We start from the raw sequence: 14245 nt of genomic DNA, 5'->3' as shown, positions 1-14245 counted from the left end.
GCGGCCTCGCGGCACCGTCTCGATCGGGCGTTGGCAAAGGTCGACGCATGAGCGACGCGCTGCACCGCACGCCCAGCGCGGCCTTGAGCCGAACCATGCCGTCCGCGCCCGCGCTGCCGCTGAAGCCAATGACGGTTCACAAGGGGCTCGTTGCGCGCTGGCTGACGCCGCTTCTGTCCGCCGCGATCCTGATCGCCGCGCTCTGGCAGTTGCGCCACCTGGACGTGCGCGGCGTCATCGCGATGGTGCCACGGTCGCCGCTGTTCTGGCTGGTGTTCGCCGCCGGCTATCTGGCGATGCCCGCGAGCGAATGGGTCATCTATCGCCGGCTCTGGACCTTGCCCGCCAAGGGGTTCCTCGCCTTGCTCCGCAAGCGGATCAGCAACGAGATCGTCGCGGGCTATTCGGGCGAGCTCTACTTCTACGCCTGGGCACGTCGCCATGCGACGATGGTCGGCTCGCCGTTCGGCGCGATCAAGGACGTCTCGGTCCTGTCTGCGGTCGTCGCCAATGTCTGCACGCTAGCGCTCGCCGCGCTGAGCTGGCGTGCCCTCGTCGCGTTAACCCTCGGCACCGACGCCAAGGTGATGATCCTGTCGGCCGCGAGCATCGCGCTGCCCTCGCTCGTGGCGCTGGGGATGCGCAAGCGGCTGTTCAGCTTGCCGCGTGCCGATCTTCGCCGGATCGCCGTCATCCACCTGCTGCGCATCGTCGCGACCACGGTACTCGCTGCGGCGCTATGGGCGGTCACGCTGCCGACCGCGCCGCTTGCATGGTGGCTCGTGCTCGCGACGCTCAGGATGCTGGTGTCCCGCCTGCCGCTGGTCCCCAACAAGGACATCGTCTTCGCCGGGCTGGTCGCCTTCACGGTGGGCCAGTCGTCGCAGGTGACCGCCATGCTGACGATGATCGCCGCGCTCTGGCTGATCACGCATCTGCTGCTCGGCGCGATCCTCGCGGCCGTCGAAATCCTGAACCCGGAGCGTACGCAATGATCCTGTCGCTGATGACCATGCTTGCCACCACCCTGCCGTCCACACCGGCGCTGGGAACCGAGGCGGCGCGGTGCCGACCGCACGAGACCGGCCCTGCGATCGTCGTGACCGTCGACGGACTGAAGGATCGGGCGGGACGGCTGCGGGCGGAAGTCTATCCGGCGGTCGAGGGGGATTTCCTCGCCGACGACAATGTCCTGATCGCGCAGGGCAAGACGTTCCGCCGCGCGGTGATCGCGGTGCCGCCGTCCGGCCCTGCGCAATTATGCCTGCGTGTGCCCGGCGAGGGCGCCTATGCGCTGAGCGTCGTCCACAGCCGTACGGGCGGCCACGGTTTCAGCCTGCTCCACGACGGCATCGGTTTTGCCGGCAATCCGCGGCTTGGCCATTCGAAGCCCGATGTCGGGCAGGCGCGGATCGTCGCGCATGCCGGCCTCACCGCGACGACGGTCGTCATGAACTATCGCAGCGGTCTGTTCTCGTTCGCGCCGCTCAAGCGCTGATCCCGCCGACCGGTCAGGACGGGAGCCGCTCCACCCGATGGCAGATCGGCAATTTCGATATGCGGTTGATCCCGCACGGCGGCGTCTGTGCCGAAAGCAGTAACAGGAGACCGAATGGTGTCGATACGGATCGGGAATTTCGGACTTTGGGCGGCGGCGCTGGTGGCCTATGCCGCGCCCGCCGTCGCCAGCGAACCGCACCCGATGGTGTCGGTCATGACGTATAACGTGCACGGCCTGCCCTGGCCGATCGCCGAGGATCGCACCGCGTCGCTGTCCGCCATCGCCGCACAGTTCCGCGCGATGCGCGCCGCCGGCCGCCAACCGGGCATCGTGGCGCTACAGGAAGCATTCGTGCCCGATGCCAAGGCGATCGGGATCGCGGCGGGCTATCGCTATATCGCGTTCGGCGCGCCCGCCGAGGACTCGTCGTCCGCCACGACCCCGGACGACCGACGCTTCGTGTCCGAGGGCAGCATGTTACGCGGCGAGCGGGTCGGCAAGCATGTCGGCAGTGGTCTGGCGATCTTTTCCGACTACCCGATCCTAGCTGTGCGCCGGATGAGCTATCCGGTCTGCGCGGGCTATGACTGCCTCGCCAACAAGGGCGCGATGGCGGCCTCGATCGCAATCCCCGGCATGGCCCGGCCAGTCACCGTCATCGACACCCATCTGAATTCCAATGGCGCAACCGGGGTGTCGGAACCGCGCGCGCTCTATGCCTATAAGCGGCAGATCGACCTGCTCGGCAGCTTCATCGACGCAGTCGCGCGGCCCGACGCCGCAATCCTGGTGGCGGGCGATTTCAACGTCGGGCGAGACCTCGCCCGCCGCCGCTATTTCGCCCAGCGGATGTTCGGGGGGCCGGTTGCACTGACAGCCGGATCGCTACGATGCCGGATGACGCGCGCCTGCGTGGTGCGCGAGCCGGCCGATATCGCGATCTCCACCGCCCGCGCGAAGGACTGGTTGATGTATCGCGCCCCGAACGCGCTTTCGATCCGGCCGCTCGGCCTGAGCGCACCCTTCGGCCACGATGACGCGAACGCTATGCTATCCGATCATATCGGGGTCATGCTCTCCTATGCGCTCGACGACGGCAGCATCCGGCCCAAGCCGCAGGCCATGCTGGCGAGCCGCTGATCGCGGCCCGCTCATGACAGCTTCCTGATGATTTCGTCGAGGGTCGCGACGGTGACGCCGAGCTTGCGAACGACGAGGTGGTTCTGCGCCACCTGCCCATCGGGGGATAGTGTCAGCCATTGATCGACCCGCACGCTCCCTTTCATCGAAAAACCGAGTTTTGTCGAGCGCGACCGGAACGGTTAGCACGCTGCTGGGCGCCTTGAACGACAGCCCGCAGGTCGAGCATAAGACTCGACCTGTGGGAACCCTGACCGCTACCTATCGCCTGTAGCGGGCCTTATCGCTCGAAACAGCGTGCGTTGGGCTGCCTTAGTTGAACACCATCCCGCCATCGATCACCATGGCCTGCCCGGTCATGTAATCGGAGTCCGGCCCGGCGAGAAATGCGACGCAGGCGGCGACGTCGGACGGCTCGGAGATGCGCTTCAGCGTGATGTTCTGGGCGAACTGCTCCATGCCCCAGGCGTAGGGCTTGCCGTGATTGTCGGCGAGGTCCTGCGCGACCTTCTGCATCATCGGCGTGTTGACGATGCCCGGGCAATAGGCGTTGACGGTGATGCCGAGCGCGGCGAGATCGCGTGCCGCGGTCTGCGTGATACCGCGCACCGCGAACTTGGTGCCGCTATAGACTGCGAGATCGGGGTTGCCGACCTGGCCCGCCTGCGAACAGGCGTTGATGATCTTGCCGCCGTGCCCAAGCCGCTTGAACGCCTTCGTAGCCGCCTGGATGCCCCAGAGGACGCCGCCGACGTTGATGTCGAACGTGCGGCGATACAGGTCATAGTCGATGTCCTCGATCGGGGTGATCGGCGCGACACCGGCGTTGTTGATGACGACATCCATGCCGCCAAGCGCTTCGGCCGCCTCGTCGACCGCGCGGAACACCGAGTCACGATCGCCGACGTCGACGCGGACCGCGAAGGCCGCGCCGCCATCCGCCTTGATGCGGTCGGCCAGTGTGCCGGCAAGTTCGACGTTGAGATCGGCGCAGGCGATCGCAAACCCGTCCTTGGCGAGCCGCAGCGCGATCGCTTCGCCGATCCCCTGTGCCGCGCCGGTGATGAAGGCTACTTTCCTGGTCGTCGTAGTCATGGTCTTCTCCTGGGGTTATGATTGGAAGGTCAGAACGATATCGAGCTCTTCACGCCGCCCGCCACGACGTTGCGCGCCGAGGCGATCGCGCCCGGATTGACGCCCCATTGGACGTTGGGGCCGATCTTGATCCCGGCGATGGGCACGATCCGGTAGTCGAGCTCGATCAGATATTCCGAACCGCGAACGCCCGGCAGCACGCCCTGGTCCACCGCGATCCGATCGGTCAGGCGCAGGCGATCGTTCACGTGCGTCCGCGCGATCGCCACCGCGATCTGGTCATGCTCCCGGCCGGCGAAGGTGCCGGTCTGCGTCAGGCCGACCGCGATCTGGCTGTCGATCATGCTCGACTTGCGATCGAGCCGCGTCGCGTTGAAGAACATCGACAGCCCGGTCCGATCGAGCCCCTCGGGCGACGGCGTCAGTTGCTGCGCCATCTCGAAATAGACGCCGTGCCTGCCGCGAAAGGGCGCACCGGGCTCTCCCGACACGATCGTGAGATCGCCTTGTGCGTCCCTCGTGAGATCATTGGCGCGCGAGGTTTCGACCCAGCCGCCGACCTTGTAATATCCCGGCTTGCTGCCGCCGAAATTGGGCGTCCAGGCCGCCTCGACCGGGATCATCACGCCGGTACCGCCGGACAGCGCGAGGCGGAATCCGTTGGTGGGATCGATGTTCTTCTGGTTGGTCTGGTAGACGCCGACCTGCAGATACCCCGCCTTGCGATCCCCGCCGAAATTGTACCGGCCGACCGCCGCCCAGGCGCTTGCCGGCGCGCTGAACCAATAGCTTATCCCGCCCTGCACGTTGCCTTGTGGCGACGCGCAGAAGGACAGGTTCTGGAAATCGCAGGCGAACGACGCGAAGTCGCCGTTCGCGGGCAACCGCCCGACCTTCAACCGGACCCGGTCGTCGGCGAAGCTCTGCTGATACCATGCCTCGACCAGCCGGACGATCTCGCCGCGGCCATAGGCTTCCTGCACCTGCTGGATCAGGCCAAGCCCTGCGTTGATGTTCAGGCTGGGACCGTGGCGGTAGAATAGCGTGACCTTCGCAGTGCCGCCCTTCACGCCGGCCAGCTTGTCCATGTCGATCGAGGTGCCGACGATGATCTGGCCGATGTCGGTCACGTCGCGCTTGGTGCCGCCGCGCATGTTCCACGCCAGTTCGTTGCCATAGCCGACCTGGAAATCGAAACCCTCGTCGTAAAGGCGCGGGCGCAGACCGCCCCAGTCGCCCAGCACGCCGATCGACATACCAGGTCGAGCCTGAAGTGGCTGGGGTTGGGACTGGGTGGGCGCGATGTCCTCCGTCTGGACGGTCGGATCCTGCGTTTGCGCATTGGCGCTCGCCGCCCCGAAGCATGCGCCTGAACACGCAAGGGTGGCGACGACGATCAAGTTTGCCGGTTTCATGCAATCTCTCCTTTCGCGGACGCACGTCCGCTCCGTCCCCGGAACGTTGCCGTTCGGGGCCAATTCTGATCGAACCGGGGACGATTACGCTCGCTGGGCGAGCTCACATCTTAGATGCTGAGGCACATATATTTGATCTCGACATAGTCATCGATGCCGTACTTCGAGCCTTCGCGCCCGACGCCAGACGCCTTCACGCCGCCGAACGGCGCCGCCTCGCTCGAGATGATGCCGGTGTTGACGCCGACGATGCCGTATTCGAGCGCCTCGCCGACCCGGAACACCCGGCTCAGATCGCGTGTATAGAAATAGGCGGCGAGCCCGAACTCGGTATCGTTCGCGCGGCGGACGACATCGTCCTCTTGGCGGAAGCGAAACAGCGGCGCCAACGGGCCGAACGTCTCTTCCTTCGCGACGGCCGCGTTATCGGGAACGTCGACCAGGATGGTGGGCTGAAAGAACAGTCCGCCGCTCTCGTGCGGCTTGCCGCCGGCAACCACGCGCGCGCCCTTCGATACGGCGTCGGCGATATGCTCCTCGACCTTGGCGATCGCCTTGGCGTCGATCATCGGCCCGACCGTGACACCCTCGTCCATGCCGTTGCCGACCCGCAGCTTTGCCACCGCCGCCTGCAACTTCGCCACGAACGCATCATAGACGCCGTCTTGAATATAAAGGCGGTTCGCACACACGCAGGTCTGCCCGTTGTTGCGATATTTGGACATCAGCGCACCTTCGACGGCGGCATCGAGATCGGCATCGTCGAACACGATGAACGGCGCGTTGCCACCCAGTTCGAGCGACACTTTCTTGATGTCCTTGGCGCACTGCGCCATCAGTTGGCTGCCGATTTCGGTCGAGCCGGTGAAGGTGAGTTTGCGCACGATTGGGTTACCGGTGAGTTCGCCGCCGACCTCGCCGGCGGACCCGGTCACGACGCTGAGAACGCCCTTGGGGATGCCCGCACGTTCGGCGAGTCCCGCCAGCGCGAGCGCCGAGAACGGGGTCTGCGACGCGGGCTTCAGGACCATCGTGCAACCGGCAGCGAGCGCCGGGCCCGCCTTGCGGGTGATCATCGCCGAGGGGAAATTCCACGGCGTGATCGCCGCAGTCACGCCGATCGGCTGTTTCAGCACCAGGACGCGCTTGTCGGGCTGATGACCCGGAATGATGTCGCCGTAGACGCGCTTGCCCTCTTCGGCGAACCATTCGATGAACGAGGCGGCATAGGCGATCTCGCCGCGCGACTCGACCAGCGGCTTGCCCTGTTCCAGCGTCATCAGCCGGGCCAGATCCTCCTGGTTTTCGATCATCAGTTCGAACCAGCGGCGCAGGCGGATCGCGCGATCCTTGGCCGTCAACGCGCGCCACGCGGGCAGCGCCCGGTCCGCGGCTTCGATCGCGCGCCGCGTCTCGGCCGTGCCCATCCGGGGGACGCTGCCGATGACCGCACCGGTGGCCGGATTGGTGACGGTTATCGTCTGGCCGCCGTCGGCGTCTGCCCACACGCCATCGACATACGCCTGTTCGCGGAACAGGCTTGGATCTTTCAACTGCACAAGAATACCTCGCTGGTCCGCGCGATCGACGTACGGGCCCTGGGTGAAAACGGTTACGAGGCGCCGCGACGATGCGCGGCGCCCGGATATTTCAGTCGACGAGCACGCCCTGCTTCTGCGGCTCCAGGACGAAGCCGCGATATGTGTCGGCGGCGACGTCCTCGATCGTCTCGCGGAACGCCTTCAGGCCGCCCATGTAGAAATAGATGGTGCGCTTCTTACCGGGGATGTTCGCCCCGAAGATCCACGAATCCGCCTTCGGAAAAAGCGTTTGGCTCGCGATGTCGTGGCAGGTCTGCGTCCACTCCGCCTCGGCCTCGGGCGTAGCCTCGATCGCGGCGACCTTGTTTTTCTCCATGTAATCGATCGTCTTGGAGATCCATTCGACCTCGGTCTCAATCGTCGGCGGCAGGTTCGTGAACGGACCGTTCGGCCCCAGCACCATGAACATGTTGGGGAATTGCGCGGTGAGGACCGAGAGATAGCCCGATGGGCCGTCCTTCCAATGATCCTGGATCGTCACGCCGTCGCGTCCGCGCAGGTCCATCCGCTTGTAGTTACCGTCGACCGCATCGAACCCGGTCGCGAAGATCAGGATGTCGAGTTCGTGCTCTACACCATCCGCGGTGAGCACGCCCTTTGGCGTGATGGCCTTGATCGGCGTCTCGCCGATATGGACGAGTTCGACATTGTCGCGGTTGAACGTCTGGTAATAGCCGCTGTCGCAAAGCGGCCGCTTGGCGTGGAGATCCTTCGGCTTGAGTTTCCGCGCGGTTTCGGGGTCGTGCACGATGCTGTCGATCTTGCCGCGGATATAGTCCTGTGCCGCCTTGTTCGCGTCCTCGTCGGTCGCGATGTCGCCGAAGGTCTCGAACATGAAGCGGAAGCCGCCGCCCTTGGCCCATGCCTTGTCGAAGATGCGCGTCCGTTCCTCGGGCGAGACGCTGGCCAGCGGCCGCGTGCTCTCCTCGAAACCGAAGGCGAGCGACGAGTTCTTCACGCCGTCCCAGATCTTCGGATAGGACGCCTTGATCTCTGCCATGTCCGCTTCGCTAAGCGGACCGTTGCCGACCGGTACCGAATATTGCGGCGAGCGCTGGAATACCGTCAAATGGCCGACGACCGGCGCGATCGCAGTGATGACCTGAACGCCTGTCGAGCCGTTGCCGACGACCCCTACCCGCTTGCCGGCAAGCTCCACGCCCTCGGGCCAGCGCGACGTGTGATAGATCTTGCCCGCAAAGCTATCCATCCCGTCGATCTTGGGCAGGTTCGTCGCGGAAAGCAGGCCCACGGCGGCGATCAGATATTTGGCCGAATAGGTTTCGCCCGCGTCCGTCCGTACGATCCAGCGCTGCTGGGCTTCGTCGAACGCCGCGGCGGTGATGCCGGTGTTCAGACGGATGTCCTTCAGCAGGTCGTGACGCTGGGCGACGCTTTCGAGATACCGCAGCACTTCCGACTGGGGAACGTACTTCGTCTTGAAGTCCCATTCCTGCAGCAGGTCCTTGTCCCAGGAATAGCAGTAAACATGCGACTCGGAGTCGGAGAGTGCGCCGGGATAGCGGTTCCAGTACCAGGTGCCACCGACGCCGCCGGCCTTGTCGAACGCCAGGGCGGTGAGGCCAAGTTCGTCGCGCATCTTCTTGAGCGCGTAGAGGCCGGCAAATCCTGCGCCGATGATCGCGGCATCGATGTGAATGACGGCACCATTTTCGGTAGTGTTGATCAAGCTACTCATCCCAAACTCCGATATTATAGTTATACTTTGCGCAATCCCGTTCCCTGCCGGAAAGCCTTCATGCGGCGTCCCGTGCTTCGCGGATCATGTTGCGCGCGATGATGATCTGCTGGATCTGGCTGGTTCCCTCGTAGATCCGGAAGAGCCGGACATCGCGATAGAACCGCTCGATGCTGTATTCGCTGATATAGCCCGCGCCGCCGTGGATCTGGACGCAGCGGTCCGCGACGCGTCCGCACATCTCGGTAGCGAAAAGCTTGGCGCAAGAGGCTTCGGTGCTCACGTTGGCGCCGTCGTCGCGCTTGCGCGCGGCATCGAGCACCATGCACCTGGCCGCGTACAGCTCCGCCTTGCTGTCGGCGAGCATGGCCTGGATCAGCTGGAACTCGGCGATCGGCTGGCCGAACTGCTTGCGCTCGATCGCGTAGCGCAGCGTGTCGGACAGCATCCGCTCGGACGCGCCGACGCTGAGTGCCGCGATATGCAGCCGTCCCTTGTCGAGCACCTTCATCGCGGTCTTGAAGCCGACCCCTTCCTTGCCGCCGATCAGGTTGGCGGCGGGAACGCGAACGTCGTCGAAGATGACGTCGCTGGTATGCGCGCCCTTCTGGCCCATCTTAGCGTCGGGCTTACCGAGCGTCAGGCCAGGCGTGCCGCGTTCGACGATGAAGGCGCTGATGCCGCTGCCGCCCTTCACCGCCGGATCGGTCCGCGCCATCACGCTGAAGATGCCGGCGTGCGGCGCGTTGGTGATGTAGCGCTTGGTGCCGTTGATCACGTAATCGTCGCCGTCGCGGACCGCGCTGGTCTTGAGCGACGCTGCGTCGGACCCGGAATCCGGTTCGGTGAGGCAAAAAGCGCTCAGAAATTCGCCGCTGGCCAGCTTCGGGAGATAGGCCGTCTTCTGCGCCTCGGTCCCGTCGAGCAGGATGCCGATCGAGCCGATCCCGTTGTTCGTACCGATATAGGAGCGGAACGCAGGCGAGGCGCGGCCCAGTTCGAAGGTGATCAGCACCTCCTCCTCCATCGTCACGCCCAGCCCGCCATAGTCCTCGGGGATGGTCAGACCGAACAACCCGAGGTCCCGCATCTGCGCGACGACGTCCGCGGGGATGGCGTCGGTTTCCGCGACTTCGTGCTCGCGCGGGATCAGGGCTTCGTCGACGAACTTGCCGATCGAACTGACCAACATCTCCAGCATTTCTGCGTCGCGGATCATTCTTGTTCCTATCCTCGGCCGAACGGCCGGTGTTTCTGCGAAGATCGAAGGCCGGTCACCACGCTACCGCGCGCATCTGACTGACCATGTGCTTGAGACGGGGGCCAATATCGTCCTCGAGCTTCTCGCGCGGGAGGACGAAGCTGGGGCCGCCGCAGTTGAAGGCGAGGATGCCCTGCTCGGGGTGGATGAACGGCACGCCGACCGAGTTCACGTCGCGCTCCCATTCGCCGATCGACAGGCAATATCCGTAGTCCGCATAGTCCCGGAACGCGCGATCCAGGTTGCGGCGGATTTCGAGCCAGTCGCCGGCATTGCGGTCGCGGATCTGGTTCAACAGCACCTCGCGCTCGCCGTCCGGCATCGCCGCCATGCAGGCGCGCCCGATCGAGGTGAGGTGGATCGGCATGGGATAGCCGACCTGGCGACGCGTCGTCAGGTTCGTCTGGCCGTGGACCACGTCGATATAGACCATCTGCAGGCGATCGCGTGCGGCAAGCGCCACCGCGGCGTGCGCATGCTGGGCGAGATCGACCATGAACGAGTTCGCGATCGCCCGGATCGGCAGGTTCGACAGCATCTGATAGCCGAACGACAGCACGCCGACGTCGAGCTTGTATTTGCCCGATTGAGAATGCTTCCGGAGATAGCCGAGCTGCGACAACGTGTAGGTCATCCGCGACACGGTAGCCTTGGGCAAGCCGGTCTTCGCGGCGAGCTCCTGGTTCCCGAGAACGCTTTCCTTCATGCTGAAGCAGCGGAGCAATTCCATGCCTCTTGCTAGCGCCGTGACAAAGTTGCGGTCTTTTTCGCCATTCGAATCATCCTCTTCGTTCGAGACATGCGCCCCGATCGTTGTCGGGCTGCCCAGTGTGACGTCGACCGTGCTTGGCGGCAGAGTCGTCGGCTTGGGTTCGTTCGTAGGCATTCGCTATTCCCCTCAAATTGCAAAGTCAACAATGCGGAATGTAGTTCCGCCTAGCGGAACATGCGGATTTGAGCAACAGGTATGTTTGGGCCGATCGCTGCAATGCTACCGATGCATGCCGTGAGCCGGCGCCTTTACAGCTCTACAGTTAGGAGCCTAGAGAGGCTTTAAAGCAGAACCGTGTTTCGCACAGCGGAACCAAATTGATAGGTAGGGATAGCGTGAAGCCAGCCACCCACTGTATCGTTGGGCGATCGAGTTTTCGGAATCCGACCTGGACATGGTCCTCGAGTCGCGGGGCATGAGCGGTGCCCTGACCGGTATCACCGTGATCGACCTCAGCCGCGTGCTCGCCGGTCCCTGGTGCGGCCAAATCTTCGCCGATCTCGGTGCCGACGTGATCAAGGTCGAGCGCCCGGTCGCGGGTGACGACACGCGCAGCTGGGGCCCTCCCTTCATGCCGACCGACGAGGGCAGCCCCTCGGGCGAGGCCTCCTATTACCAGTCCGCCAATCGCGGGAAGCGGTCGGTCGCGATCGATATCTCGCGGCCCGAGGGGCAGGACCTCGTCCGGCGGCTGGTCGCCGATGCCGATATCCTGATCGAGAACTACAAGAGTGGATCGCTCGCCCGTTACGGTCTGGATTATGCCACGCTGTCGGCGATCAACCCGCGGCTGATCTATTGTTCGATCACCGGGTTCGGCCAGACCGGCCCGCGTGCCGCCGAGCCCGGCTACGATTTCATCGTTCAGGGTCTGGCCGGGCTGATGAGCATCACCGGCGAGCGCGACGACCGTCCCGGCGGCGGTCCGCAAAAGGTCGGCGTCGCGGTCGCGGACCTGATGACCGGCCTCTATGCGACGATCGCGGTCCAGGCGGCACTGATCGCGCGCACGACGACCGGGCGCGGCCAGCATTGCGACATGGCGCTGCTCGACGTGCAGGTGGCGGCGCTCGCCAATCAGTCGATGAACTATCTGTCCACGGGTCGCTCGCCGGGGCGCTACGGCAATGCCCACGCCAATATCGTGCCGTACCAGCTGTTCCATGCGAGCGACCGCGCGTTCATCATCGCGTGCGGCAACGACAGCCAGTTCGTCGCGCTGTGCGGTGCAATCGGCCTGCCCGCTTTGCCCCGGGATCCGCGGTTCCTGCGGAATACCGATAGGATCGCGCACCGAGATGCACTGGAGACGCTGCTCGGAGCGCAGTTCGCCACGGCGACCGCCGACGAATGGATCGCGATCATCCAGGCGGTCAAGGTGCCCGTCGGGCCGATCAACGACGTCGCCGCCGCGCTGGACGAGCCACAGGTCGCCGCGCGAGAGATGGTCGTGGCGATCCCGCATCCGCTGAACGACGCGTTCCAGATGATCGGCAGCCCGATCAAGCTGTCCGACACGCCGGTCACCTACCGATCGCCGCCGCCGATGCTCGGCGAGCATACCGACGCGGTGCTGGCAGACCGGCTCGGCCTGTCGGGCGAAGCGCTCGCCGCGCTCGCCGCAGCCGGGATCATCGACCAGCACGACTGAAAAATCACAAGAAGGAGAGGATCATCATGACTGACATCACCCTGCCCCTGGACGGAAAGATCGCGCTCGTCGTCGGCGGTGGCCGCGGCATCGGCGCCGGGATCGCCCGGAGCCTCGCGGAGGCGGGCGCCGACGTGGTCGTGGCCGATTACGACCTGGCGCTTGCGACCGAGAGCAGCGCGGCAGTCGAAGCGCTCGGTTGCCGGACCGCCGCGATCAAGGTGGACGTGCGCCATGCCGAAAGCGTCCAGGCGATGGTCGATGCGGTCGAACGCCAGTTCGGTCGGCTCGATATCGCGGTCAACAATGCCGGGATCGTCAGCGTCGGCAAGGTCGGTGAGCTGACGGTCGACCAGTGGGACCAGCTGATGGCGGTCAACCTGCGCGGCGTGTTCCTGAGCTGCACGTCCGAGCTCGCGCTGATGCGCAAGAACCGCTTCGGGCGGATAATCAACACATCGTCGATCGCCGGCAAGATCGGTTTCCCCGACCTGTCGCATTATACGGCGTCGAAGTTCGGCGTGATCGGCTTCACCAACGCGTTCGCCAAGGAAGTCGCTGGCGAGGGGATCACGGTCAACGCCCTGTGCCCCGGCATCGTCGAGACCGGCATGTGGCGCGGCGACGACGGCATGTCGGCGCGGTGGGCTCAGGACGGCGAGAGCGAGGCGGAGTCCTGGGATCGGCACCAGTCGACGCTGTTGCCGCAAGGCGAAGCGCAGACGCCCGAGGACATGGGGCAGTTGGTCGTGTTCCTGGCCTCGGCAAAGCATGTGACCGGCCAGGCCATCGCCGTCGACGGCGGCTTCTCGCTGTAATCCGATATTCGGGCACGGACGCATCGGGTCCGTGCCCCAACTCCCAAGCTTGAGGACATCATGACGCAAGCCTTTATCTGCGACGCGGTTCGCACGCCGATCGGCCGCTACGGCGGCATCCTGTCCGGGATACGCGCAGACGATCTCGGCGCGGTGCCGATGCAGGCGCTGCTGCGGCGCAATGCCGGGCTCGATCCCGCCGCAATCGACGAGGTGTTCTACGGGTGCGCCAACCAGTCCGGCGAAGACAATCGCAACGTCGCGCGGATGAGCCTGTTGCTCGCCGACCTGCCCTATACCGTGCCCGGCGTGACGCTGAACCGGCTCTGCGCATCGGGGCTGGACGCGGTCGGATCGGCGGCACGGGCGATCCGCAACGACGAGATGGCGATCGCGATCGCCGGCGGCGTCGAGAGCATGACGCGCGCACCGTTTGTGATGGGCAAGTCGGCGGGCGCGTTCGGCCGCGACCAGAAGCTTGAGGACACGACAATGGGCTGGCGGTTCGTCAACCCGGCGCTCGACGCACGGTATGGCACCGAGACGATGCCGCGCACCGGCGAGAACGTCGCCGCCGACCATAATATCACCCGCGCCGACCAGGACGCCTTCGCACTGCGCAGCCAGCAGCGCGCGGCCGCCGCACAGGCCAATGGCTATTTCGCCGAGGAGATCGTGCCGGTGACCGTGCCCGGTCGTCGCAAGGGCGAGACGATCGAGGCAACCACCGACGAGCATCCCCGCGCCGACACCACGATTGAGACGCTCAGCCGGTTGAAGCCGCTGTTCGGGCCCGACGGCACGGTGACCGCGGGCAACGCTTCGGGGATCAACGACGGCGCCGCTGCGATGATCGTCGCGAGCGAGAGCGCGGCAAAGGCGCACGGCCTGACGCCGCGGGCGCGCATCCTCGGCATGGCGTCGGCCGGCGTCGAACCGCGCGTGATGGGCCTCGGACCGATCCCGGCGACCCGCAAGCTGATGGCGCAACTGGGCATGACGATCGGCGACTTCGCCGCGATCGAGCTCAACGAAGCCTTCGCCAGCCAGTCGCTCGCGGTCATGCGCGACCTCGGCCTCAGCGACGATGCGCCGCACGTCAACGCCAACGGCGGTGCCATCGCGCTAGGGCATCCGCTCGGCATGTCGGGCGCGCGACTGGCGATGACGCTTGTCCATCAGCTCGAACGGAGTGGCGGGCGATACGGCCTGGCGACACTGTGCATCGGCGTCGGCATGGGCCTCGCGCTGGCCGTCGAGCGGGTCTGACCCTCACCCTTCCGGCCCCGGCG

General features: G+C 65.4%; 13 protein-coding genes. 6 read left to right on the top strand and 7 right to left on the bottom strand.

Annotated elements, in window-relative coordinates; translation table 11 throughout:
• The first annotated feature begins 47 nt into the window (after positions 1–47).
• The 3 genes from VH567_RS08795 to VH567_RS08785 all read left to right on the top strand — a co-directional run bounded on the left by VH567_RS08795 (position 48) and on the right by VH567_RS08785 (position 2641).
• Positions 48–995, top strand: a complete 948-nt coding sequence (locus VH567_RS08795; RefSeq protein WP_423325172.1) for a hypothetical protein — start codon at positions 48–50, stop codon at positions 993–995.
• Complete coding sequence (locus tag VH567_RS08790; protein ID WP_423325170.1) at positions 992–1498, top strand: DUF2141 domain-containing protein; 507 nt, start codon at positions 992–994, stop codon at positions 1496–1498. Before VH567_RS08795 ends, VH567_RS08790 begins: the two co-directional genes overlap by 4 nt.
• 117 nt (positions 1499–1615) lie before the next feature.
• Positions 1616–2641, top strand: a complete 1026-nt coding sequence (locus VH567_RS08785; RefSeq protein WP_423325168.1) for an endonuclease/exonuclease/phosphatase family protein — start codon at positions 1616–1618, stop codon at positions 2639–2641.
• 11 nt (positions 2642–2652) lie between these two features.
• Here VH567_RS08785 and VH567_RS08780 read toward each other — a convergent pair whose 3' ends face one another.
• From VH567_RS08780 to VH567_RS08750, 7 genes are all read right to left on the bottom strand, one after another.
• Positions 2653–2775, bottom strand: a complete 123-nt coding sequence (locus tag VH567_RS08780) for a hypothetical protein (protein ID WP_423325166.1) — start codon at positions 2773–2775, stop codon at positions 2653–2655.
• A 178-nt stretch (positions 2776–2953) separates the two neighbouring features.
• Complete coding sequence (locus VH567_RS08775) at positions 2954–3736, bottom strand: (S)-acetoin forming diacetyl reductase (RefSeq protein ID WP_423325164.1); 783 nt, start codon at positions 3734–3736, stop codon at positions 2954–2956.
• A 29-nt stretch (positions 3737–3765) separates the two neighbouring features.
• Positions 3766–5151: a carbohydrate porin gene (locus VH567_RS08770; RefSeq protein ID WP_423325162.1), complete on the bottom strand. Its 1386-nt coding sequence runs from the start codon at positions 5149–5151 to the stop codon at positions 3766–3768.
• Positions 5152–5261: 110 nt separating this feature from the next.
• Complete coding sequence (gene gabD / locus VH567_RS08765) at positions 5262–6716, bottom strand: NADP-dependent succinate-semialdehyde dehydrogenase (RefSeq protein WP_423325866.1); 1455 nt, start codon at positions 6714–6716, stop codon at positions 5262–5264.
• A gap of 85 nt (positions 6717–6801) precedes the next feature.
• Positions 6802–8451, bottom strand: coding sequence for a flavin-containing monooxygenase (locus VH567_RS08760; RefSeq protein WP_423325160.1), 1650 nt, complete (start codon positions 8449–8451; stop codon positions 6802–6804).
• 58 nt (positions 8452–8509) lie between these two features.
• Positions 8510–9670: an acyl-CoA dehydrogenase family protein gene (locus tag VH567_RS08755; protein ID WP_423325158.1), complete on the bottom strand. Its 1161-nt coding sequence runs from the start codon at positions 9668–9670 to the stop codon at positions 8510–8512.
• 55 nt (positions 9671–9725) lie between these two features.
• On the bottom strand, positions 9726–10598 hold the full coding sequence (locus VH567_RS08750) for an IclR family transcriptional regulator (RefSeq protein WP_423325156.1): 873 nt from the start codon (positions 10596–10598) through the stop codon (positions 9726–9728).
• Between the two features lie 301 nt (positions 10599–10899).
• On the opposite strand from VH567_RS08750, the gene VH567_RS08745 reads away from it, so the two are divergent.
• The 3 genes from VH567_RS08745 to pcaF are packed head-to-tail and all read left to right on the top strand — an operon-like array spanning position 10900 to position 14222.
• Entirely contained in the window at positions 10900–12135 is a 1236-nt protein-coding gene (locus tag VH567_RS08745) for a CaiB/BaiF CoA transferase family protein (protein WP_423325154.1), read from the top strand.
• 26 nt (positions 12136–12161) lie between these two features.
• The gene (locus tag VH567_RS08740; RefSeq protein ID WP_423325152.1) at positions 12162–12953 is read left to right on the top strand and encodes an SDR family NAD(P)-dependent oxidoreductase; all 792 of its coding nucleotides are present in this window, start codon (positions 12162–12164) and stop codon (positions 12951–12953) included.
• Positions 12954–13013: 60 nt separating this feature from the next.
• Positions 13014–14222 (top strand): 3-oxoadipyl-CoA thiolase, encoded by a 1209-nt coding sequence (pcaF, locus tag VH567_RS08735; protein WP_423325150.1) that lies wholly within the window; start codon positions 13014–13016, stop codon positions 14220–14222.
• The last annotated feature ends 23 nt before the right edge of the window (positions 14223–14245 follow it).

The organism is Sphingomonas sp. 4RDLI-65, from assembly GCF_049472435.1.
GTDB lineage: Bacteria > Pseudomonadota > Alphaproteobacteria > Sphingomonadales > Sphingomonadaceae > Sphingomonas.
The sequence above is the reverse complement of the archived record's forward strand: the minus strand, read 5'-3'. Positions and strand labels throughout refer to the sequence as shown.